Here is a 21,039-nt window from a genome sequence, read left to right as displayed (position 1 = left end):
GGGAAGAGCGGTCCGAGGGTGACCCAGCAGGCGATGCCAGAGCAGCCAATATCCGGACATCCACAGGTCAGCGCCCGCGCGCTTCTCGCCCACCGTGCCTTCCTGTTTTTCCTGCTCTCGCGCAGCCTGTCGCGCTTTTCCAGCCAGATCGCGGCGGTCGCGATCGGCTGGCAGATCTACGATCTGACAGGGTCGGCCTTCGATCTCGGCATGGTCGGCCTCGTCCAGTTCCTGCCGACCGCGCTGCTCGTGTTCGTTGCCGGTCACGCCGCCGACCGCTTCGAGCGCAAACGCGTGGTCCAGCTCTGTCAGGCCGTGGAGGCCGCGACCGCGTTCTATCTCGCAATCATCACCTATCTCGGCGCCGTCGGCGAGGTTCAGATCTTCGTCGCGACCTTCGTGCTTGGCATCGCCGGCGCGTTCGAGAGCCCGACCACGGCGGCGCTGCTGCCGGCGATCGCGCCGCAGGGATCGCTGCAGCGCGCCACCGCCGTGTCCAGCGGCGCGGCGCAGGTCGCGACCATCACCGGGCCGGCTCTGGGTGGCTTCGCCTATGCGATCGCCCCGCATCTCGCCTATGCCGTGATGGTGCTGTTCTGGATCTTCGGAATGATCCTGACCGGCTTCATCCGGCCGCGCCCGCAGGCCATCGCAAAGGAAGGGACGGAGACGGACAACATCTTCGCCGGCGTCCGCTTCATCCGCAGCAATCCGGCGATCCTCGGCACCATTTCGCTCGATCTGTTCGCCGTGCTGTTCGGCGGCGTCACCGCGCTGCTGCCGATCTATGCCCGCGACATCCTGCAGACCGGCCCGGTCGGGTTAGGGGTGCTGCGCGCGGCGCCCGCGGTCGGTGCGCTGCTGATGACCATGGTGCTGGCGCGTCACGCCATCTCGCGCCATGTGGGGCTGCGCATGTTCCAGGCCGTCATCGTGTTCGGCCTCGCCACGATCGTGTTCGCGCTGTCGTCCTGGATGTGGCTGTCGGTGCTGGCGCTCGCCGTGCTTGGTGCCGCCGACACGATCAGTGTCGTGATCCGCTTCTCGCTGGTGCAGCTCGCAACGCCCGACGAGATGCGCGGCCGGGTCGGCGCGGTGAACTTCCTCTTCATCAACGCCTCCAACCAGCTCGGCCAGTTCGAAAGCGGGGTCGCCGCCGCGCTGCTCGGCGCCATGCCTGCCGCCGTCTTCGGCGGCGTCGCCACGGTCGCCGTGGCGCTGCTCTGGATGAAGCTGTTTCCGAGCCTGCGCCAGGTGGAGAGCCTGGAGTAGGGAAATGGTCTCGGGTCCCGGCTCTCCAAGAACGAGATCGGGGCGGCGTGGGCCCCGGCTCAGCAGCGCGTCATTTCATGCCGCGCAGCGTCCGGGGCACGGCCGTGGACAGAGCGTAGGGAAATCAAAGAGATCCCTACTGTGCATGGGGTTGTTTTCGCTTTTTTGATTTAGCCCCGTCCGACGAACGGCATCTTCGTCGCCATCACCGTCATGGTCAGCACATTGGCATCGAGCGGCAGGCCGGCCATGTAGGCGACGGCATCGCCGACCGCCTTGGCGTCCATGCGCGGCTCGTGCTTGGTCGTGCCATCAGGCTGCAGCACGCCGGGGCCGTTGACCATGCGGTCGGTCATCGGGGTCGCGGCATTGCCGATGTCGACCTGGCCGACGGCGATGTCGTACATGCGGCCGTCGAGGTTCGAGGCCTTGGTCAGGCCAGTGATGGCGTGCTTGGTCGAGGTGTAGGCTGCCGAGAACGGCCGCGGCGCATGCGCCGAGATCGAGCCGTTGTTGATGATGCGGCCGCCGCGCGGGGTTTGGTCCTTCATGATGCGGAAGGCGTGCTGGGTGCACAGGAACGGCCCGGTGAGGTTGGTGTTCACCACCGCCTGCCACTGCTCGAGGCCGAGGTCCTCGAACGGCACTGCGGGCGCGCCCATGCCGGCATTGTTGAAGAGCACGTCGAGGCGGCCATAGGTGGCCTTCACCTTGTCGAACAGCGCGGCGATCGAATCCGGCTTGGTCATGTCGGCGGTGACGCACAGGCTCTTTCCCGCGGGGCCGAGCTTCGCGGTCTCCTCGAGCATGTCGAGGCGGCGGCCGACCAGCACCACGGTGAAGCCGGTGTTCATCAATGCCAGCGAGGCCGCGCGGCCGACGCCGGTGCCGGCGCCCGTCACCAGGGCGATCTTCTTTGCTTCACTCATCGTTTCCTGCCTTTTCTCTTGAGCTGTCAGGTTTTGGGTTCTTTTTCGTTCTTGTAGGGCGGGCGTGGGATGTTCTGATGCGCGGCGCGCAGCGCCGCCGACCAGCGCGAGCGCAGGTCGTGGAAATAAGGCTCGCCCGCCTCGATACGGTGGTTGAGGTCGGCCTCGCAGGCGTCGGCGCGCACCACCAGCACGTCGATCGGCAGGCCGACGCCGAGATTCGAGCGCATGGTCGAATCCATCGAGATCAGGCCGGTCTTCAGCGCTTCGTAGAGCTCGACGTCGTAATGCATGGCGCGGTCGAGCACCGGCTTGCCGTATTTGTGCTCGCCGATCTGCAAATAGGGCGTGTCGGTGGTGCACTCGATGAAATTGCCGGCGGTGTAGATCATGAACAGGCGCATCCGGGAGCCCTTGATCTGGCCGCCGAACAGGAAGGAGACGTCGAAGGACACGTCCTCGGATCGCAGCGCCGGACCTTCGGTCGCGTGCACCGCGCGGATCGCCCGGCCGATGCGCTGGGCGGCCTGGAACATGGTCGGCGCGTTCATCAGCGTCTCGAGCTCACCCGTGTTGGGGTCCTCCAGGCCTTCGGTCAGCGTGGAGAGCACCGACTGGCTGATGGCGAGGTTGCCGGCGCTGGCGATCGCCATGATGCGCTCGCCGGGCTTGGAGAAGATGTGCAGCTTGCGGAAGGTCGAGACGTTGTCGAGGCCGGCATTGGTGCGGGTGTCGGCGATCATCACCAGACCGTCCCGAACCAGGATTCCGCAGCAATAGGTCATTTCCAGTCCCCGAACGCGTTTGCGCGGAATTACTAGCCAATTTCAAGGAGGCATGAAACCCCCGATTGCCCGGGGCGGGACCTCAGTCCGCCGCATCGACCAGAAACGCCTCGTCGACCGGCACGCCGAGCGCCGTGACCAGCCGGTTCGTCTCCGCGGCCATGCCGACGATGGCGAGCATCTCGGCATATTCGGCCTCGGTCATGCCCTTGGCCCGTGCGGCGGCGGTGTGCGAATGGATGCAATAGCTGCAGCCATGCGCGATCGACACCGCCACATAGAGCATCTCTTTGACCTTGGGGTCGAGCGCGCCGGGCGCCATCACCTCCTTGATGCTCTTCCAGGTCCGCCGCAGCGTCTTCGGATCATGCGCCAGCGCGCGCCAGAAATTGTTGACGAAGTCCGACTTCCGCACTTTGCGGATATCGTCGAAGACGGCGCGCGCTTCAGGGGAGAGTTCATCGTCGGAAAGCAGTTTGACAGTGGCCATGGGGACCTCGCGGGGGGCTGATCCCGCGAGTGTAGCATGGCCGATGCGATCCGACGGCGGCGCCTAGCTCTGCCGCTGCGATTGCGAAGGCCCGCCGCGGCCGGCCTGCTCGACCTTCACGGCCACCGTCAGCGTCTCCGTGCCGCCGCCATAGCGGGTGCCGCGCACGGGCGCCGCGCCGAGATAGTCGAGCCCGATCGCGACGCGGACATGGGCGTCGGTGGCGCAGATGCTGTTGGCGGGATCGAAGCCGACCCAGCCGAGATCCGGCACGAAGGCTTCCGCCCAGGCGTGCCCGGCGTCCTGATGCGAGAGACCGTCCGCGCGCAGGAAGTGGCCGGAGACGAAGCGTGCCGGCACGCCGCCGGCGCGGGCGCAGGCAATGAAGATGTGCGCGTAGTCCTGGCAGACGCCCCGTTTGAGCGTGAACGCCTCCGCCGCCGAGGTGCCGCTATGGGTCGGGTCCTCGTCGAACGTCATGTGATCGCCAATTTGGGTCATCAGCGCATGCAGGAAGCCGAGCGTGTCGCTCTCGGCCTCGCTGCGCAACTGACGCGCCACTGCCATCATCGCCGGGTTGACGGAGGTGAGGTCGGTCGAGCGCAGGAACATGCCCGCCGGAAAGCGTTCGTCGGTGCCGCGCAGCACGCCGCCGGTGTCGTGGGTCTCGATCAGCCCTTCGGCGGTGATCTGGATGTCGCCGACGGGACCGCAGGACAGCACATGCGTGACGTTGCCGAACGCATCCTCATGCGTGTCGAGCTTGGTGTCCGTGGAGACGTCGATCTGCCATTCCGCCACATATTGCCCGTCATGGCTGCCGGGCGTCATGCGCAGGATCTGGATCACGCTCGTCGCCGGCGGCTCGTAGCGATAGGTCGTGGTGTGCAGGATTCGCAGGCGCATGGTGGACCGTGTCGTTGGTTGTTAGGCCCGACTGCAGCCGCAAAGGAACTCGTCATGCCCGGGCTTGTCCCGGGCATCCACGTTCTTCCTCCTCGCGTGGAAGCAAGAACGTGGATGGCCGGGACAAGCCCGGCCATGACGCTATCCCATTTCGTCAGTCGAGGGACATCAGATCAAATACTGCTTCGTGATGATTTCGCCCAGCCTGGAATTGTCCGTGATGAATTCCTGAATGAATTCATGGACGCCGTGCTGGAAAATGTCGTTCATGTTGCTGTGTTCCAGCCGGTTGCGGATGCCGCGGGCGTGGCGCTGGGCCGCGCCCTGGCGGCCATAGGCGACGCCGATCTGGTCGAGGTTGCGCACGAGATTGCCGTAGCAACTGGCCAGCGAGCGCGGCAGCGTGTCGTTGAGGATGAGCAGGTCCGCGATCAGCCAGGGTTTCAGCGTCTCGCGATAGACCCAGTGATAGGCCGTCAGCGCCGAGACCGAGCGCAGGATCGAGCTCCACTGATAGAAGTCGAGGGGGCCACCGACATGCTCCTCCTCGGGCAGCAGCACGTGATACTTCACGTCGAGAATGCGCGCGGTGTTGTCGGCGCGCTCCAGATGCACGCCCATCCGCGAGAACCAATAGGCGTCGTTGCGCAGCATGGTCCGGTAGGCCGAGCCGTCGAAGCGCAGCGAGGTCTCCTGCACGAAGCGCAGGAACTTTGCGAGGTCCTCGCGCGTCGAGGTGCCCTTGCTCCAGACCGCCTGAAGCTCGATCCAGGCCGAGTTGATGGTGTCCCACATCTCGCTGGTCAGCGCGGTGCGCACCGAACGCGAGTTCAGCCGCGCCGCCTCGATGCAGTTCCTGATCGAGGACGGGTTGTCCGCCGAGAAGGAGAGGTAGTCGACGACGTTGTGCTCGTTGGCTTCCTCATAGGTCTGATAGAAGCTGGCGGCGACGCCGGCGGTGAGCAGCGCCGAGTCCCATTCATTGGTCTTGCCGATATAGGCGGCGGGAAGCGCGGTGACGCGCAAGGTCGCATCGATGGTGCGCGCGAGATATTCGGCCCGTTCGACGTAGCGGGCGAGCCAGTAGAGGTTTTCGGCGGTACGCGACAGCATCGATCTACTCGTCCAGGATCCAGGTGTCTTTGGTGCCGCCGCCCTGGCTCGAATTCACCACCAGGGAGCCTTCCTTCAGTGCGACGCGTGTCAGGCCGCCCGGCACGATGGTGGTGCGCTTGCTGCCGGTGAGCACGAAGGGCCTGAGGTCGACGTGGCGCGGCGCAAGGCCTGATGCCGTGCAGGTCGGGCAGGTCGAGAGCGCCAGCGTCGGCTGCGCGATGAAACCTTCGGGCTCGCGCTTAAGCTTTTCGCGGAACGCTTCGATCGTGGCTTTCGTCGCAGCAGGGCCGATCAGCATGCCGTAGCCGCCGGAGCCGTGAACTTCCTTGACGACGAGCTCGCTGAGGTTGTCCAGCACATAGGCGAGATCCTTCGGCTCGCGGCAGCGCCAGGTGGGCACGTTTTTCAGGATCGGCTCCTCGCCGAGATAGAATTTCACGATGTCGGGCATGTAGGAGTAGATCGCCTTGTCGTCGGCGATGCCGGTGCCGACGGCGTTGGCGAGCGTGATGTTGCCGGCCGCATAGGCCGACATCAGCCCGGGCACGCCCAGCACGGAATCGGGACGGAAGGTGAGGGGATCGAGGAAGTCGTCGTCGACGCGGCGATAGATCACGTCGACCCGCTTCAGCCCTTCCGTCGTCCGCATGAACACTTCGTTGTTCTTGACGATGAGATCGCGGCCCTCGACCAGCTCGATGCCGAGCTTGTCGGCGAGGAAGGAGTGCTCGTAATAGGCCGAGTTGTAGACGCCGGGGGTGAGCAGGGCCACCGTCGGCTCGCCCGAGGCGCTTTGCGGCGCCACCGAGCGGAGCGCCGCGAGCAGCTCGTCCGGATAGCGTTCGACCGGCGCCACCCTGTGGCGGGCGAACAGATCCGGAAAAAGCCGCATCATGATCTCGCGGTTTTCCAGCATGTAGGAGACGCCCGAGGGTGTGCGGGCGTTGTCTTCCAGCACGATGAAGTCCTCGGCGTCGACCCGGACGATGTCGATGCCCGCGATGTGCACATAGACGTCGTGCGGCACCTGCTGGCCGTTCATCTCGGGCCTGAACACCGGATTCTGGAAGATGAGGTCGTCGGGCACGATCTCGGCGCGGAGGATGTCGCGGCCGTGATAGATGTCGCGCAGGAACATGTTGAGCGCGCGCACGCGCTGCTTCAGGCCCTTCTCCAGCAGCGTCCATTCCTTGCCTGACATGATCCGTGGGATCACGTCGAACGGGATCAGGCGCTCGGTGGACTCGGCCTCGCCATAGACCGCGAAGGTGATGCCGATGCGGCGGAACAGGAGCTCGGCCTCCTGGCGGCGATATTCGAGCGCCTCGGGGGGCGTCTCCTTGAGCCAGCGCGCCAGCTCCTGATAGGCGGGGCGAAGCTCCCCGCCGGGGATGTTCATTTCATCAAACGCGACTGCCATAGATCCCGACTTGTCTCCGCAAGGCGTTGCGCCGCTGGTCAGGCCGCAAGGCCCCAGTGAAGCCGCATCGTCCTGGCCATGCGGCAAGAGTGCATGACTTTCATGCGGTAGCAAGGGCCGGGCCAGCGCGATAAGCATGGACGGACGGCATTTGCCGGATATGGCCGGCGGCATGCCTGAAAAAATGGCTGAGGACTGCTTATTTCGGCAGCAAAACCGCGTGACTTCAACGCGTTACCTCGGCAAAGTCGGCGCCATAGGTGAGGGACTGAAGTTATGAGCGAGATCGTCACGGCGGGCATTCTGGTCATTGGGGACGAAATCCTGTCCGGCCGAACCAAGGACAAGAATATCGGCTTCATCGCCGAATACCTGACCAATATCGGCATCGACCTGAAGGAAGTCCGGGTTGTCTCCGACGACGAGCCTGACATCATCGCGGCCCTGGATGCACTGCGGCATCGCTACACCTACGTCTTCACAACCGGCGGCATCGGGCCGACCCATGACGACATCACCGCCGACAGCGTCGCTAAGGCGTTCGGCGTCGGCATCGACCACCATCCGGAGGTCGTCGCCCGTTTCCGCGAGCGCTGGAGCGAGCAGGATCTCAATGAGGCCCGCTTGCGCATGGCCCGCATTCCCGACGGTGCCGAGCTGATCCAGAGCGCGACCATCCTCGCGCCCGGCTTCAAGATCGGCAATGTCATCGTCATGGCCGGCGTGCCCTCGATCATGCAGGCGATGATGGACATCGTGGCGCCCAAGCTGAAATCCGGCGTGCGCATGCTCTCCGACACGGTGCGCGCCAATGCGCGCGAGGGCGATATCGGCAGCCCGCTGCGGGCGATCGCTGCCGCCCATCCCGACACCATCATCGGCAGCTATCCCTTCATGGACGAGGAGCAGAAGCCCAACACCAATCTGGTGGTGCGCTCGCGCGATCCCGAGAAGCTGGCGGCAGCGATGGCTGCGGTGAAGGAGATGCTGGCAGGATTGAACGTCAGCCGCTAAGCCCCGGCTTGCCGGACGTTTTACGATGCAGGAGACGATGATGGCTGGTGAAGCACCGGAACTGAGCGCACAGGAGCGGGCGGGCAGGGCCTTTCCGGTCTCGTGGGATCAATTCCACCGGGATTGCCGGGCGCTGACCTGGCGGCTCAACGAGGTCGGTCCGTTCCACGCGGTGATCGCGATCACGCGCGGCGGCCTCGTGCCGGCCGCGATCGTGGCGCGCGAGCTCGGCGTGCGCGTGATCGATACGGTGTGTATCGCGAGCTACGATCACGACAAGCAGGGCGAGCTGCAGGTCCTCAAGGGCATTTCGGAGCAGGCCATGAAGCTCGGTGGAGGCACCGGCAAGGGCCTCTTGATCGTCGACGACCTCGTCGACACCGGCAAGACCGGCAGGCTGGTGCGCGAGATGCTGCCCGATGCGCATTTCGCCACCGTCTACGCCAAGCCGAAGGGCCGCCCGCTGGTCGACACCTTCATCACCGAAGTCTCCCAGGACACCTGGATATTCTTCCCCTGGGACACTGCGCTGTCCTACCACCCGCCGCTGCGCGACGGCGCGGCGTGACCAAAGGCGAATGGCGAGTAGCGAATGGCGAGTAGCAGCCCCTCCACTCGCAATTCGCCATTCGCTACTCGCCCCCTGCAAAACCGCGTCACGCCCACCGGCGACATTATCGCCACCCCGCATCGCGGCCTCTTCACCGGCAATCGCGGCATCATCCATGATCCCGCGACGAAGACGCTGCTCAACAAGCGCTGGTCATCGCCGGCCTGGATCACATGCCTGTGCGAATTCCGGGGATGGCGGCGGCCGGTGATGGCGCGGCGGAGCTGGACCGAGCTGTTCTTTCTCGACGAAGCCACCGCCTTTGCCGCGGGCCACCGCCCCTGCTTCTTCTGCCGCCGCGACGATGCCAACAGCTTCCGCGCGGCCTGGGAGAAGGGCAATGGTGCAAGCAAGGTGAGCGCGAAGGCGATGGACGCCCAACTGCACCTGGAGCGTCTGGACCATGGCCGCAAGCGCCTGCACCCACTGCCGGTGCCGCTCGCAGAATTGCCCGACGGCGCGATGCTGCAGCAGGGCGAGCAGAGCTTTCTGATAACAAAAGGCCGGTCGCTGCTATGGTCGCCAGCTGGCTATGCCCGCGCCGAGCACGCGCTGGAGAACGCGATGCTGCTGACGCCCCCGTCCACATTGCGGGCGCTGAGCGCCGGATATCGGCCGGCGCTGCATCCGACGGCTCTGGATTAGCAGAGCGTCCGGATCACGGCCATCACCCCAGCTTCTCGCGTGCCAGCGCCGCGCCGGCGCCGAGCGCCATCAGCTTGGCTTCGGCGATCTCGCGCCGCATCGGCGCCATGCCGCAATTGGTGGTGGCGATGATGTTGCTCTTCGGCACGAATTTCGACACGGCCTCGATCACCTTCACGACGTCCTCGGCGGTCTCCACTGTGTCGCTGGCGACATCGATCACGCCGGCCTGCACGATCTTGTTCTTCAGGAGCGCGAGCAGGTCGAGCGGGACCTTCGAGTTGCGGCATTCGATCGCGACCTGCTGGATCGGGCTCGCATCGATCGCCGGAAAGATCTGCTCGTATTGCCGCCACTGCGTGCCGAGCGTTTCTTTCCAGTCTGTATTGGCCTTGATGCCGTAGCCGTAGCAAATGTGCACGGCGGTGGTGCAGGTCAGGCCCTGCGCGGCGCGCTCCAGCGCCTTGATGCCCCAATCATTGACCTCGTCCATGTAGACGTTGAAGGCGGGCTCGTCGAACTGCACGAGATCGACGCCGTCGGCCTGCAAGGCCTTGGCCTCCTCGTTGAGCAGCTCGGCGAAAGCAAACGCCATCTTGACGCGATCGCCATAATAGCGATCGGCGATGGTGTCGATGATGGTCATCGGGCCGGGAAGCGTGAACTTCAGTTTCTTCTTGGTGTGCGTGCGCGCCACGCGCGCCTCGAAGGCATGGACGCGATCCCTAAGACGAAGCGGCGCGACCACCTGCGGCACCATCGCCTTGTAGCGATCTTTCCGGATGCCCATCTCGATCTTGTGGGCGAAATCGATGCCGTCGATCTTCTCCAGGAAACCGTGGACGAAATGCTGACGGGCCTGCTCGCCCTCGGTGAGGATGTCGACGCCGGCGTCCTCCTGGATTTTCAGCCAGATCAGCGTCGCGTCGCGCTTGGCACGGAGCAGCTCCTCGCCTTGCGATTTCCAGGGAGCCCAGAGCATATTGGGCTCGGCGAGCCATTCCGGCTTCGGCAAGGAGCCGGCGATCGTGGTTGGAAACAGCATGGCGGCCCTCCCGGCAGGTTATGTTGCGCCCCTTCCTGCCATGTCCTAACGTCGAGGTACAGAACAACGAAAGTCGCTCTCTATTCCGGCCGCGACGACGAGAAATGCCAAGGGAATGTCAAGGGAACGCCAAGGGAAAGGTCATGATCGACCTCTATTACGCGCCGACGCCGAACGGCTGGAAAATCTCGATCATGCTGGAGGAGCTCGGGCTTCCCTATACGGTGAAGCCCATCAATATCCGCGCGGGTGAGCAGTTCGCTCCTGAGTTTCTGGCGATCTCACCCAATAACCGCATCCCCGCCATCGTCGACCACGCACCCGCAGACGGCGGCGAGCCGTTCTCGGCCTTCGAGACCGGCGCGATCCTGATCTATCTCGCGGAAAAGACCGGCCGCTTTCTGCCGGCCGACCTGCGCGGCCGCTCTACAGCAATCCAGTGGGTGATGTGGCAGATGGCCGGCCTCGGTCCGATGCTCGGCCAGCATGGGCATTTCGCGCTCTATGCGGCGGAGAAGATTCCTTACGCGATCGAGCGCTATCGCGACGAGGCGGCCCGGCTCTATGGCGTGCTCGACCGGCAACTGGAGAAGACCGGCGCCTCTATCGCCGGCGATTATTCCATCGCCGACATCGCCTGTTTCCCCTGGACCATGACCCACAAGGCGCAGGGCTTCACGCTCGACGACTATCCGAACGTGAAACGCTGGTATGCCGAGGTCCGCGCGAGGCCGCAGGTGCAGGCCGGGCTTGCGATCGGCAAATTCGTGAAAGAGCCGTTCGACGAGGAATCACGCAAGATCATGTTCGGGCAGAAGGCTAAGGAAGTGCTGGGACGGAAGTAGGCACCGTCATTCCGGGGCGCGACGCAGTCGCGAGCCCGGAATCCACCGGGCCGCGGAACGAGAGGCGAAATGGATTCCGGGCCTGCGCCTTCGGCGCATCCCGCAATGACAGACATGAGGAACCACCATGATCGAATTCTTCTTCGACTGCTCCAGCCCCTGGACCTATCTCGCCTTCCACAACATCCAGCCGCTCGCCAGGGAGCTGGGCGCCGAGATCGTCTGGCGGCCTATCCTGGTCGGCGGCATCTTCAACACCGTCAACCCGAGCGTCTATGCGCAGCGTGAGAAGCCGGTGCCGCTGAAGGCGCGCTACATGAAGAAGGATCTGGCCGATTGGGCACGTTCCGCCGGCCTTGCGATCAAGATGCCACCGACGGTGTTTCCGGTGAACAGCGTCAAAGCGATGCGCGGCTGCATCTGGCTCGGCAAGGACATGGTGCCGTTTGCGACGGCGGTGTTCGAGGCCTATTGGGGCGACGACAAGGATATCTCGCAGGACGCGGTGCTTGCCGACATCTGCAAAAAGGTCGGCGTCGACGATGCAAAATTCTTCGCGGGCATCTCGGAGCAGGGGATCAAGGATCAGCTCAAGGCGAATACGGAAGAGGTCGTCGCCCGTGGCGGCTTCGGCTCGCCCACGATCTTCGTGAACAAGACCGACATGTATTTCGGCAATGACCGCCTGCCGCTGATCCGTGAGGCGCTTCTGCGCAGCAAGGCGAGCGCGGCCTGATGGTGCGCGCCGTCGTCTGCCGCTCGCTCGGCGAGCCCGAAAAATTGCGGCTCGAGGAGTTTCCGTCGCGCCCCCTGAATCCGGGCGAGGTGCGCGTTGCGATCCGCGCCGCCGGGCTGAATTTCCCTGACGTGCTGATGGCGGCCGGCCAATATCAGCTCAAGCCGGAGCTGCCGTTCACGCCCGGCATGGAAGCCGCCGGCGACGTGACCGAGATCGGCGCCGAGGTGAAAGGCGTTGTCATCGGCGACAAGGTCATCGTGAAGATGCGCCACGGCGCGTTTACCGATGAGGCGGTGGTGACATCAGCGCAACTGACGCCGATGCCGTCGACATTCGACTACGCGGAAGCCGCGACCTATCTTGCCGGTCATGGCACGGCCTATCATGCGCTGATCGATCGCGGCCGGATCGAACCGGGCGAGGTGCTGCTGGTGCATGGCGCAGGCGGCGGCACGGGATTGGCGGCCGTCGAGATCGGCAAGATGCTGGGCGCCATCGTGATCGCGACCGCCTCAAGTGACGAGAAGCTCGCCATCGCGAAATCGCGCGGCGCCGATCATCTCGTCCGCTACGACCGCGAGCCGTTTCGCGATGCCGTCAAGCGCATCACAGATGGTCGCGGCGCGGACGTCGTGTTCGATCCCGTCGGCGGCCAGGTGTTTGAAGATTCGATGCGCTGCATCGCCTGGGGCGCGCGGCTGCTGGTGATTGGCTTCACCGGCGGCATCGGTTCGGCCAGGACCAACCTCCTGCTGATCAAAGGCGCCAGCGTACTCGGTGTGCGCGCCGGCGAAGCGGTCCGAAAGAACCCTGCGCTCGGCGAGGTGCGCCTGAAGGCGCTGCTGCAATGGGCGGAGCAGGGCAAGCTGCGCCCCAACATCTCACACCGCCTGCCGCTGCAGGACTATGCGAAGGCAATGCGGCTCCTGATCGACCGCAAGGCGATCGGGCGTGTGGCGCTGATGATGGACTGATCAGTACCGACGACGTTGGGCGGGTTAGCGAAGCGTAACCCGCCGTTCTGCCTCAAGAGAAGAGGCGGGGTACGCCTTCGGCTAACCCGCCCTACGAACTTATTTGTACTCCCGCTCGGTCCACCACGGGAAATAGTCCGGCATGTCGGTCGAGACCTTGTTCTTGAACTGCGCCGGACGCTTCTCCAAAAACGACACCACGCCTTCCTTCACGTCGTCCGAGCGGCCGCGTGCGTAGATGCCGCGGCTGTCGACCTTGTGAGCCTCCATGGGATCGTCGGCGCCCATCATGCGCCACATCATCTGGCGGATCAGCGCCACCGAGACCGGCGCGGTCTTCGCCGCAAACTCCTTGGCGAGCGCGCGGGCGGTCGGCAGCAGATCATCTGGCGCGACGACCTTGCTGACGAGACGGCCGGCGAGGGCTTCCTGGGCGGGGAAGACGCGGCCCGAATAGCACCATTCCAGCGCCTGCGAGATCCCGACGATGCGCGGCAGGAACCAGCTCGAAGCCGCCTCCGGCACGATGCCGCGCTGGGAGAACACGAAGCCGAACCGCGCGGCATCGGAGGCAATCCGGATGTCCATCGCGAGCTGCATGGTGACGCCGATGCCGACCGCGGGACCGTTCACCGCGGCGATCACCGGCTTCAGGCATTTGAAGATGCGCAAGGTCACCTGGCCGCCGCCGTCGCGCACCTGCGGATCGCTGTAGTCGACCTTGCCGTCGGCGAAGCGCTTCACGGGCCCGCGCCGCGCGTCGCGATCGAAGGTGTCGGCGCCGGAAGAGAGATCGGCGCCCGCGCAAAAGCCGCGGCCGGCGCCTGTGACGATGATGGCGCGGACGTTGTCGTCCTTGTCGGCGGCGTCGAACGCGTCGATCAACTCGGCTTGCATCTGCGCGTTGAAGGCGTTGAGCTTGTCGGGCCGGTTCAGCGTGATGGTGAGGATCTGCTCGGCGACCTCGTATTTGATCGTCTCATACGCCATGGGTGGTTTCCTTCCCGGTTTCTTTATCGGTCTCTCTAGCACGTCATTCCGCGGCGCGCGAAGCGCGAGCTACGGTGCGCAATTGCGCACCTGAGAATCCATCAATCCGCACCAGTAGTGCCGATGAATGGATTCCGGGCTTGCGCCAAGTGGGCGCAACCCGGAATGACAGAGTGCGGCTACTTCGCCGGCGGCTTGGGCCACGGCCGCTGCGGGCCGCGCAGGGCCTCGAACGCCTTGGCCATGCCGAGCACGCCGATATCGTCGAAGCGCCGGCCGACGATCTGCACGCCGATGGGAAAGCCCTGGGCGTCGAAGCCACCGTTGACGGAGATCGCCGGGTTCTCCGACATATTCCACGGCACGGTATAGCAGATGTGCTCGAATGGCCTCATCGGATCGTTGGTCGGCGAAGCCCATTCCGCCGCATAGTTCACGTTCGGCGCGGTCGGCGAGATCACATAGTCGAGCTCGCAAAACAGTTTTCCGGCCGCGGCCCGGATCGCCATGGTCTGGTTGAAGCCGCGAATGACATCGACGCCCGAGAGTTTTGCGCCCGACGCACCCCATTTGAAAATGTAGGGCAGCACCTTGGCCTGCTCGGCCGGTGTCAGCTTCGCCAAATCGTCCCACATCCGCGCGCGCCAGAAATTGTCGAGGCCGTCGAGCATCTCGCGCGTGAGGATGCCGTCGACCTCGGTGACGACGCTGCCTGCGGATTCGAACGCCTTTGCGGCTTTCACCGCGACGTCGCGGACCGCTCGTTCCGCCGGCAGGCCGACGCCCGCATCGAGCATCAATCCGATGCGCAGCTTGCGCGGCGATTTTTCGAGGCCCTTCCAGTTGAGCGGCTCGGCAGGCAGGCTCATCCCGTCGCGCCGATCGGGCTTTGCGATTACGCTCATCATCAGCGCGCAATCGTCGACCGTGCGGGTCATGGGCCCGGCGACGCGCCCGACATAGGTGGGATCGATCGGCACGCGGCCGAAGCTCGGCTTCAGGCCGACGAGCCCGCACCATCCCGCGGGCAGGCGCACCGAGCCGCCGATATCGGTGCCGAGATGCAACGGGCCATAGCCGGCCGCCGCTGCGGCCCCTGCGCCCGCGCTGGAGCCGCCGGGATTCTTGGTGAGGTCCCACGGGTTGCGCGCCAGCGCGTGGAAGCTGGAGAGCCCGGAGGACAGCATGCCGTAATCGGGCATGGTGGTCTTGGCGAAAATGATCGCGCCGGCCTCGCGCAGCCGCGCGGCGGGCGGAGCGTCCTTCCCGGCCGGCACCAGCTTGACGCTGGCTGCCCCCAGCGGCACAGGCACGCCCTTGGTCGCGATGTTGTCCTTCACCGTGACGGGCACGCCGTCGAGCGCGCCGGATGGCTCGCCGCCGCTCCAGCGCGCGGTCGAGGCCTTGGCGGCTTCGCGCGCGCTGTCCGGATCGAACGCATAGAGCGCCTTCAGATGCGGTTCCCATGCCGTGACATGCGCGAGCAGATCCTCCAGCACCTCGCTCGGCGAGAATTGCTTGGCGCGATAGCCCGCGATCAGATCGACCGCGGACAGATCGTGCAGCGAGGTGACCGCATCCTCGACGCTCTTTTTATGCATGAGCGCCTACCGGCATGCGCGTCTCGATGATGCGGGCGAACATGCTGGCGCCGATCGGCAGGATCTTGTCGTCGAGCACGAAGCCGGGATTGTGCACCGGCACCGAGCCGTCATGGCCGACCCAGAAATAGGCACCGGGAATCGTCTCCAGCATGTCGGCGAAATCCTCACTGCCCATTTTGGGCTGGGCGCGGGTGATCACCTTGGCGGGGTCGACGATGGTGCGCGCGACCTCCTCGACCACCTTGGACTGTTCGACCTGGTTGACCAGCACGCCGAAGGTGTCGCGGATGTCGACGTCGATCACGCATTGGTAGGCGCTTGCGATGCCGGCGCAGATCGTGCGGATGCGTTCGCTGACGAGGCTGCGGACCTCCTTCGAGAAGGTGCGGATGGTGCCGCAGAGATGTGCATCGCCGGGAATGACGTTGTAGGCTGAGCCCGCGTGGATCTGGGTGATCGACACCACCGCGGCCTGCAGCGGCTCGACGTTGCGGCTGACGATGGTCTGGATCGCCTGCGCCAGCGTGGTCGCGATGATCACCGCGTCCTTGGAGCGCTCGGGCATCGCACCATGCGCGCCGTAGCCGGTGATGCGCAGGTCGAAGAAGTCGGCGCTGGCCATTGCAGGTCCCGGCAGGATCGCGATCTCGCCGTGATTGAGATCCGGCGCGTTGTGCAGGCCGTAGAGCTCGTCGCAGGGAAACTTCTCGAACAGGCCGTCCTTGATCATCGCGCGGGCGCCGCCGAGCCCTTCCTCGGCCGGCTGGAAGATCAGGTGCACGGTGCCGTCGAAATTCCGGGTCTCGGCGAGATAGCGGGCGGTGCCGAGCAGCATGGTGGTGTGGCCGTCATGGCCGCAGCCGTGGAAGCGGCCGGGGATCTTCGAGCTCCATTTCAGATTGGTGTTCTCTTCCATCGGCAGCGCATCCATGTCGGCGCGCAGGCCGATGCGCTTGCTGCCCGAGCCCTTGCCCTTGATGATGCCGATCACGCCGGTGCCGCCGAGGCCGCGATGCACCTCGATGCCCCAGCTCTCCAGCTTGTCGGCGACGATGCCGGAGGTGCGCACTTCCTCGAAGCCGATCTCGGGATGGGCGTGGAGGTCGCGCCTGATAGCGGTGAGTTCGTCGGCGTAGCCGTCGATGCGCTCGAGTGTGGGCATGGGTCCTGTCCGGTTAGCGTGAGGGAGGGTTGAAAACGGGGCCGTTCGGCTTGATGCGGATGCCCGGACGCAGGCGCGTCCAGGGCAGGGCAGCGGTGTCGGCCGGCATCGCGCCGGGCGCGGCGCAGATCATCAGGCTCGCAGCGATCGGCTCGAAATCCGCACGGAAGTGCACCGAGCTCTTGTTGACCAGGATCTTCTCCTGCGTCGGCTCGATGCCGACATAGCGATACATCGCCTGGTCGGCGAGCTGGGCCTTGTGCGAGGAGACGACGACGCGGACGTCGCCGATGCGCAAGGCTGCTGAGGGGCCCATCTCCATCTCGCGGCCGCCATAATAGGGGCCGGGCGCGATGAAGCGGCCGTCGGACAATTGCTCGACGACGAAGGTCTCGGTGTAGGGCGCGTCGCCGGGAATGCCGGACTTGCCGCCGAGCGACAGCGTGACGGTGGCGCCGACGCCGGCCGCATGCGCGGCCTTCGCGGATTCCGGATCGTAGATCGCCCCGGTCGCCGCGCTCGCTCTGTTGCGCACCAGTGCGCGCAGCATGCCGGTTGTGTCGGAATCGCCGCCGGCGCCAGGATTGTCCTGGGTGTCGGCGATGATGATCGGCTTGCTCGCGCTCTTCGCAAGTTCCATGGCGTGGCGCACGCCGTCGTCAGGCAACCAGATCTTGCCGTCGAAATCGTCCTCGTGGCTTTCGATCAGCTTGACGATCGCATCCGCCGCACGATCGGCGTCGGCTTGCGTCCTGCCATAGGCGAACACGCTCGGGCCGCAATCGCGGAAGTCGGCGGCCGGAAAGCCGGGCGCGAAGGAGAGCGTCGGAACCGCATCGGCCTCCAAGGCGGCGAGCTTTTCGTAGATGCCCTTGGTGGGGAAGTCATTGGTGCATTGCCAGCTGATCGCAATCAGGAACGGCAATTGCCGGAACGACTTTGCAAAGCGCTGCCTGGTCTTCAGCAGCAGCGCCAGATGCCGCGCGCAGGCGCGGCCGGTCTCGGCCATGTCGATGTGCGGATAGGTGCGATAGGCGATCAGCGCGTCCGCGTGTTCCATCATCTCGGGCGTGACGTTGGCATGCAGGTCGAGGCTGGCGACCAGCGGAACGTCCTTGCCGATGACACGGCGCACGCGCGCCAGGATCTCGCCTTCGCCGTCGTCGAGGTGCTCGCTCACCATCGCGCCGTGCAGATCGAGATAGACCGCGTCGATCGGGCCGGCGGCCTTGATGCCGTCGATCATCACCTTCACGATGCGCTCGAAGGCGTCCTTGGTGACATGCGCGGAGGGACTCGCAGCGGCAGCAATCGTCGGGATGAGTTCCCAGCCGTTGGCTTCGGCGCTGTCGACGAAACCGGCAAGGCCGACATTGATGCCCCGCATCACCTTCAGCACGTCGGCGCCTTCCGTCATCGCCGGCCAGCCCCCGCCATGCTGGAAATCGGCGAAGGTCGCCTTGGTGGGAGCAAAGGTGTTGGTTTCGTGCAGGAAGGCGCCGACGGCGATACGTGTCATCAATTCAAGTCCAGCATTGGAAAGTGCGCGAAATTAGCCTTGGCTTTGCGAGGAGAGCAAGGTGAGAGGCCATCGCGCCGCGCATGGCCTCAAGCTGTTTTGGGAATGCTGCGTCTCACACTCCGCCGTCATTCCGGGGCGCGCCACTTGGCGCGAGCCCGGAAATCCATCTTGCGACAGAGTCTGAGGCCCGCTGGATTCTCCGGTGCGCCATTGCGCACCAGAGCTCATCGCTTCGCGATGCCCCGGAAATGACCAGGGGAGAGTTGACTTAGGCGCTTGCCCCGACGCCTTCCGACACCGGCCGGAAGTTCGCAAAGTCCCAGTTGCGCCCCGGCGCGGCGTCCAGCAGCGCCTTGGTGTAGGCCTGCTTCGGATGCGTCAGCACCTCGGCGGCGGGGCCCTGTTCGACGACGCGGCCGTGCTGCATCACCACGACCTCGTCGCAGATTTGTGCGGCGACGCGCAGATCGTGGGTGATGAACAGGATGGCGATGCCGAGCCGCTGCTGGATCTCGTCGAGCAGTTCCAGCACCTGCGCCTGCACGGAGACGTCGAGCGCGGAGACCGCCTCGTCCGCGACCAGCACGTCCGGATCGAGCGCGAGCGCGCGCGCAATTGCGATGCGCTGACGCTGGCCGCCGGAGAACTGGTGCGGATAGCGCGACACCGCATCGGCGGGCAGGCCGACCAGTTCGAGCAACTCGCGGGCGCGCTTCATCGCCTCAGCGTGCGCGACGCCGTAATTGATCGGGCCTTCCGCAATACTCTCGCCGACAGTGACGCGCGGATTGAGCGAGCGGTAGGGATCCTGGAATACGATCTGGATCTTCTGCCGGTGCGGCTGCAGCAGACGCCGCGAGATGTCGGCGATCTCGCGTCCGGCAAGGCGCACGCCGCCGGAGGTCGGATCGATCAGGCGCACGATGCAGCGCGCCACAGTCGACTTGCCCGAGCCGCTTTCGCCGACGATGCCAAGCGTGCGGCCTTTGCGCAGCGTCAGCGTCACCTTGTCGGCGGCGACGACCTCGCGGCCTTTGCCGAAGAAGGCGCGCTCCTTGTAGACCTTGCTGAGCTCGTTGGCCTCGAGCACGATCGGCTCGCGGCTTTCCTCGCGCGGCGCCCGCGGCACCAGGCTCGGGACCGAGGCCAGCAGGTTGCGGGTATATTCCATGGTGGGATTGCGCAGCACGGTTTCGAGCGGGCCGGTTTCGACCAGCCGGCCCTGCCGCATTACCGCCACGCGGTCGGCGATCTCGGCCACCACGCCCATGTCGTGGGTGATGAACAGCACGGCTGTGCCGTGATCGCGCTGCAGCTCGCGGATCAGCAGCAGGATCTGCTTCTGCGTGGTGACGTCGAGCGCGGTGGTCGGCTCGTCCGCGATCAGCAGCTTCGGCTCCAGCACGAGGGCCATCGCGATCATGATGCGCTGGCGCTGCCCGCCGGAGAGCCGGTGCGGGTAGGAGGCAAAGATGCGCTCGACCTGGGGCAGGTGGACCTGCTCCATCATGTCGAGAATGCGCTTCTTGCGCGCCCTGGCGTCGAGGTTGGTGTGCGCGCGCAAGACCTCGTCGATCTGGCGGCCGACCGGCACGACCGGGTTGAGCGCAGTCATCGGCTCCTGGAAGATCATCGCCATCTTGGTCGCGCGCAATTGGCGGAGGCGGCGGTCGGTCGCCGTGAGGATCTCCTCGCCGACCAGTTTGACGCTGCCGGCGGTGGGAACCAGCGTGCCCTTCGGCAACAGGCCCATCGTGGTGAGCGAGGTCACCGACTTGCCTGAGCCGCTTTCGCCGACGAGACACAGCGTCTCGCGCTCGCGGACCTGGATCGAGATGCCGTCGATGATCTTGGGCCCATTCGGCTTCTTGCCGATGGAGACGACGAGGTTGTTGATATCGAGGATGGTGTCGGTCACGTCAAATCTCTCCGTCATTCCGGGGCGCGACAAAGTCGCGAGCCCTGGTGCGCAATTGCGCACCTGAGAATCCATCGGGCCGCAGCACATGTGGTGAAATGGATTCCGGGTTCGCGCCAAGAGCCGCGCCCCGGAATGACAACGTCAATTGCTTCACTTCCCCTCCCGCTGCTTCATGCGCGGATCGAGGGCGTCGCGGGCGGCGTCGCCGATGAGGTTGATGCTGAGGATGGCGATCGAGAGCAGCAGGCCGGGCCAGAAGATCAGCGACGGCTTGATCTGGAAGTACTGGCGGCCCTCGGCCATGATGTTGCCCCAGGTCGGCGTCTCCGGCGAGATGCCGGCGCCGAGGAAGGAGAGGATGGCCTCGGTGAGGATGGCGCTGGCGCAGATATAGGTGCCCTGGACGATCAGCGGCGCCACCGTGTTCGGCATCAGGTGCCGCAACATGATCTTCGGCAGGGACGAGCCGACCGAGATCGCCGCCTCGACATAAGGCTCCTCGCGCGCCGACAGCACGACGGAGCGTACAAGGCGCGCCACGCGCGGAATCTCGGGGATGGTGATCGCGATCAGCACGGTCCAGAGGCTGGCCCCGGACAGCGACACCACGGCGATGGCGAGCAGGATGCTCGGCATCGCCATCAGGCCGTCCATGACGCGCATCAGCACGGCATCGACCAGCTTGAAGAAGCCGGAGACGAGACCGATCGCGAGCCCGATGACGATCGACAGGATGGCCGAGCCGATGCCGATCAGCAGCGAGATGCGGCCGCCATAGAGGACGCGCGACGCCAGGTCACGGCCATAGGCGTCGGTGCCGAGCAGGAACTGCGCGGACGACGGCTTGAGCCGCTGCGAAGGCGCGAGCTGGATCGGATCATGCGGCGCGATCAGCGGCGCGAGGATCGAGATCAGGATGATCAGCGCGAGCAGGACCGTTGCGGTGGCGATGATGGGCGTCGAGGTGAGGAAGCCGAAGCGCGGCCGCAGCGGCGACGTGATCGGAATGGACGACTGGGGAAGGGTATCGACCGACATGTTTGTCCTTGT

Annotated in this window: 20 protein-coding genes; 7 read left to right on the top strand and 13 right to left on the bottom strand. The window is 65.3% G+C overall.

Features of this window, described 5'->3' with window-relative positions; genetic code table 11:
- The first annotated feature begins 33 nt into the window (after positions 1-33).
- Positions 34-1,272, top strand: a complete 1,239-nt coding sequence (locus tag RPS27_RS29695; RefSeq protein ID WP_194408376.1) for an MFS transporter — start codon at positions 34-36, stop codon at positions 1,270-1,272.
- A 170-nt stretch (positions 1,273-1,442) separates the two neighbouring features.
- Here RPS27_RS29695 and RPS27_RS29690 read toward each other — a convergent pair whose 3' ends face one another.
- The 6 genes from RPS27_RS29690 to RPS27_RS29665 all read right to left on the bottom strand — a co-directional run bounded on the left by RPS27_RS29690 (position 1,443) and on the right by RPS27_RS29665 (position 6,918).
- Positions 1,443-2,201, bottom strand: coding sequence for an SDR family oxidoreductase (locus RPS27_RS29690; RefSeq protein WP_194403045.1), 759 nt, complete (start codon positions 2,199-2,201; stop codon positions 1,443-1,445).
- 26 nt (positions 2,202-2,227) lie between these two features.
- Positions 2,228-2,986, bottom strand: a complete 759-nt coding sequence (locus RPS27_RS29685; protein WP_194403044.1) for a proteasome-type protease — start codon at positions 2,984-2,986, stop codon at positions 2,228-2,230.
- 82 nt (positions 2,987-3,068) lie between these two features.
- Positions 3,069-3,476 carry a carboxymuconolactone decarboxylase family protein gene (locus RPS27_RS29680; protein ID WP_194403043.1) on the bottom strand — a complete coding sequence of 136 codons (408 nt, stop codon included), beginning with the start codon at positions 3,474-3,476 and terminating at the stop codon, positions 3,069-3,071.
- A gap of 63 nt (positions 3,477-3,539) precedes the next feature.
- A complete protein-coding gene (locus tag RPS27_RS29675; RefSeq protein WP_194403042.1) occupies positions 3,540-4,382 on the bottom strand; it encodes a transglutaminase domain-containing protein in 843 nt (280 codons plus the stop codon).
- 168 nt (positions 4,383-4,550) lie between these two features.
- Complete coding sequence (locus RPS27_RS29670; RefSeq protein WP_194403041.1) at positions 4,551-5,495, bottom strand: alpha-E domain-containing protein; 945 nt, start codon at positions 5,493-5,495, stop codon at positions 4,551-4,553.
- Between the two features lie 4 nt (positions 5,496-5,499).
- Positions 5,500-6,918 carry a circularly permuted type 2 ATP-grasp protein gene (locus tag RPS27_RS29665; RefSeq protein WP_194403040.1) on the bottom strand — a complete coding sequence of 473 codons (1,419 nt, stop codon included), beginning with the start codon at positions 6,916-6,918 and terminating at the stop codon, positions 5,500-5,502.
- A gap of 276 nt (positions 6,919-7,194) precedes the next feature.
- Here RPS27_RS29665 and RPS27_RS29660 point away from each other — a divergent pair, with 276 nt between their 5' ends.
- The 3 genes from RPS27_RS29660 to RPS27_RS29650 are packed head-to-tail and all read left to right on the top strand — an operon-like array spanning position 7,195 to position 9,187.
- Complete coding sequence (locus tag RPS27_RS29660) at positions 7,195-7,932, top strand: competence/damage-inducible protein A (RefSeq protein ID WP_194403039.1); 738 nt, start codon at positions 7,195-7,197, stop codon at positions 7,930-7,932.
- Positions 7,933-7,972: 40 nt separating this feature from the next.
- Positions 7,973-8,500, top strand: coding sequence for a xanthine phosphoribosyltransferase (gpt, locus tag RPS27_RS29655; RefSeq protein ID WP_063195254.1), 528 nt, complete (start codon positions 7,973-7,975; stop codon positions 8,498-8,500).
- Between the two features lie 24 nt (positions 8,501-8,524).
- The gene (locus RPS27_RS29650) at positions 8,525-9,187 is read left to right on the top strand and encodes a hypothetical protein (RefSeq protein ID WP_194403038.1); all 663 of its coding nucleotides are present in this window, start codon (positions 8,525-8,527) and stop codon (positions 9,185-9,187) included.
- A gap of 22 nt (positions 9,188-9,209) precedes the next feature.
- On the opposite strand, the gene RPS27_RS29645 is transcribed toward RPS27_RS29650, so the two are convergent.
- Positions 9,210-10,232 (bottom strand): methionine synthase, encoded by a 1,023-nt coding sequence (locus RPS27_RS29645; protein ID WP_194403037.1) that lies wholly within the window; start codon positions 10,230-10,232, stop codon positions 9,210-9,212.
- A gap of 143 nt (positions 10,233-10,375) precedes the next feature.
- On the opposite strand from RPS27_RS29645, the gene RPS27_RS29640 reads away from it, so the two are divergent.
- The 3 genes from RPS27_RS29640 (at position 10,376) to RPS27_RS29630 (ending at position 12,790) form a co-directional block, all read left to right on the top strand.
- Positions 10,376-11,077: a glutathione S-transferase N-terminal domain-containing protein gene (locus RPS27_RS29640; protein ID WP_194403036.1), complete on the top strand. Its 702-nt coding sequence runs from the start codon at positions 10,376-10,378 to the stop codon at positions 11,075-11,077.
- Positions 11,078-11,204: 127 nt separating this feature from the next.
- Complete coding sequence (locus RPS27_RS29635) at positions 11,205-11,813, top strand: 2-hydroxychromene-2-carboxylate isomerase (RefSeq protein ID WP_194403035.1); 609 nt, start codon at positions 11,205-11,207, stop codon at positions 11,811-11,813.
- Positions 11,813-12,790 (top strand): NADPH:quinone oxidoreductase family protein, encoded by a 978-nt coding sequence (locus RPS27_RS29630; protein WP_194403034.1) that lies wholly within the window; start codon positions 11,813-11,815, stop codon positions 12,788-12,790. The genes RPS27_RS29635 and RPS27_RS29630 overlap by 1 nt, the downstream gene beginning before the upstream one ends.
- A 99-nt stretch (positions 12,791-12,889) precedes the next feature.
- Here the strand turns inward: RPS27_RS29630 and RPS27_RS29625 are convergent, their stop codons facing one another.
- From RPS27_RS29625 to RPS27_RS29600, 6 genes are all read right to left on the bottom strand, one after another.
- Complete coding sequence (locus tag RPS27_RS29625; RefSeq protein WP_194403033.1) at positions 12,890-13,780, bottom strand: crotonase/enoyl-CoA hydratase family protein; 891 nt, start codon at positions 13,778-13,780, stop codon at positions 12,890-12,892.
- A gap of 179 nt (positions 13,781-13,959) precedes the next feature.
- Entirely contained in the window at positions 13,960-15,381 is a 1,422-nt protein-coding gene (locus RPS27_RS29620) for an amidase (protein WP_194403032.1), read from the bottom strand.
- Positions 15,374-16,546 carry a M20 aminoacylase family protein gene (locus RPS27_RS29615; protein ID WP_194403031.1) on the bottom strand — a complete coding sequence of 391 codons (1,173 nt, stop codon included), beginning with the start codon at positions 16,544-16,546 and terminating at the stop codon, positions 15,374-15,376. Before RPS27_RS29615 ends, RPS27_RS29620 begins: the two co-directional genes overlap by 8 nt.
- 13 nt (positions 16,547-16,559) lie before the next feature.
- The gene (locus tag RPS27_RS29610) at positions 16,560-18,065 is read right to left on the bottom strand and encodes a M81 family metallopeptidase (protein WP_313754822.1); all 1,506 of its coding nucleotides are present in this window, start codon (positions 18,063-18,065) and stop codon (positions 16,560-16,562) included.
- Positions 18,066-18,336: 271 nt separating this feature from the next.
- Complete coding sequence (locus RPS27_RS29605) at positions 18,337-19,986, bottom strand: ABC transporter ATP-binding protein (RefSeq protein WP_194403029.1); 1,650 nt, start codon at positions 19,984-19,986, stop codon at positions 18,337-18,339.
- Between the two features lie 153 nt (positions 19,987-20,139).
- Positions 20,140-21,027 (bottom strand): ABC transporter permease, encoded by an 888-nt coding sequence (locus tag RPS27_RS29600; protein WP_194403028.1) that lies wholly within the window; start codon positions 21,025-21,027, stop codon positions 20,140-20,142.
- Positions 21,028-21,039 lie beyond the last annotated feature (12 nt).

It is taken from the genome of Bradyrhizobium sp. WYCCWR 12699 (genome assembly GCF_032144035.1).
GTDB lineage: Bacteria > Pseudomonadota > Alphaproteobacteria > Rhizobiales > Xanthobacteraceae > Bradyrhizobium.
Note: the sequence above shows the minus strand (reverse complement) of the source record. Positions and strands in the feature narration are given on the sequence as shown.

Bases quoted from the DNA above. Each gene is read 5' to 3' on its own strand.
- RPS27_RS29695 (WP_194408376.1), top strand. From the start codon at position 34: ATGCCAGAGCAGCCAATATCCGGACATCCACAGGTCAGCGCCCGCGCG.
- RPS27_RS29690 (WP_194403045.1), bottom strand. From the start codon at position 2,201: ATGAGTGAAGCAAAGAAGATCGCCCTGGTGACGGGCGCCGGCACCGGC.
- RPS27_RS29685 (WP_194403044.1), bottom strand. From the start codon at position 2,986: ATGACCTATTGCTGCGGAATCCTGGTTCGGGACGGTCTGGTGATGATC.
- RPS27_RS29680 (WP_194403043.1), bottom strand. From the start codon at position 3,476: ATGGCCACTGTCAAACTGCTTTCCGACGATGAACTCTCCCCTGAAGCG.
- RPS27_RS29675 (WP_194403042.1), bottom strand. From the start codon at position 4,382: ATGCGCCTGCGAATCCTGCACACCACGACCTATCGCTACGAGCCGCCG.
- RPS27_RS29670 (WP_194403041.1), bottom strand. From the start codon at position 5,495: ATGCTGTCGCGTACCGCCGAAAACCTCTACTGGCTCGCCCGCTACGTC.
- RPS27_RS29665 (WP_194403040.1), bottom strand. From the start codon at position 6,918: ATGGCAGTCGCGTTTGATGAAATGAACATCCCCGGCGGGGAGCTTCGC.
- RPS27_RS29660 (WP_194403039.1), top strand. From the start codon at position 7,195: ATGAGCGAGATCGTCACGGCGGGCATTCTGGTCATTGGGGACGAAATC.
- gpt (WP_063195254.1), top strand. From the start codon at position 7,973: ATGGCTGGTGAAGCACCGGAACTGAGCGCACAGGAGCGGGCGGGCAGG.
- RPS27_RS29650 (WP_194403038.1), top strand. From the start codon at position 8,525: ATGGCGAGTAGCAGCCCCTCCACTCGCAATTCGCCATTCGCTACTCGC.
- RPS27_RS29645 (WP_194403037.1), bottom strand. From the start codon at position 10,232: ATGCTGTTTCCAACCACGATCGCCGGCTCCTTGCCGAAGCCGGAATGG.
- RPS27_RS29640 (WP_194403036.1), top strand. From the start codon at position 10,376: ATGATCGACCTCTATTACGCGCCGACGCCGAACGGCTGGAAAATCTCG.
- RPS27_RS29635 (WP_194403035.1), top strand. From the start codon at position 11,205: ATGATCGAATTCTTCTTCGACTGCTCCAGCCCCTGGACCTATCTCGCC.
- RPS27_RS29630 (WP_194403034.1), top strand. From the start codon at position 11,813: ATGGTGCGCGCCGTCGTCTGCCGCTCGCTCGGCGAGCCCGAAAAATTG.
- RPS27_RS29625 (WP_194403033.1), bottom strand. From the start codon at position 13,780: ATGGCGTATGAGACGATCAAATACGAGGTCGCCGAGCAGATCCTCACC.
- RPS27_RS29620 (WP_194403032.1), bottom strand. From the start codon at position 15,381: ATGCATAAAAAGAGCGTCGAGGATGCGGTCACCTCGCTGCACGATCTG.
- RPS27_RS29615 (WP_194403031.1), bottom strand. From the start codon at position 16,546: ATGCCCACACTCGAGCGCATCGACGGCTACGCCGACGAACTCACCGCT.
- RPS27_RS29610 (WP_313754822.1), bottom strand. From the start codon at position 18,065: ATGACACGTATCGCCGTCGGCGCCTTCCTGCACGAAACCAACACCTTT.
- RPS27_RS29600 (WP_194403028.1), bottom strand. From the start codon at position 21,027: ATGTCGGTCGATACCCTTCCCCAGTCGTCCATTCCGATCACGTCGCCG.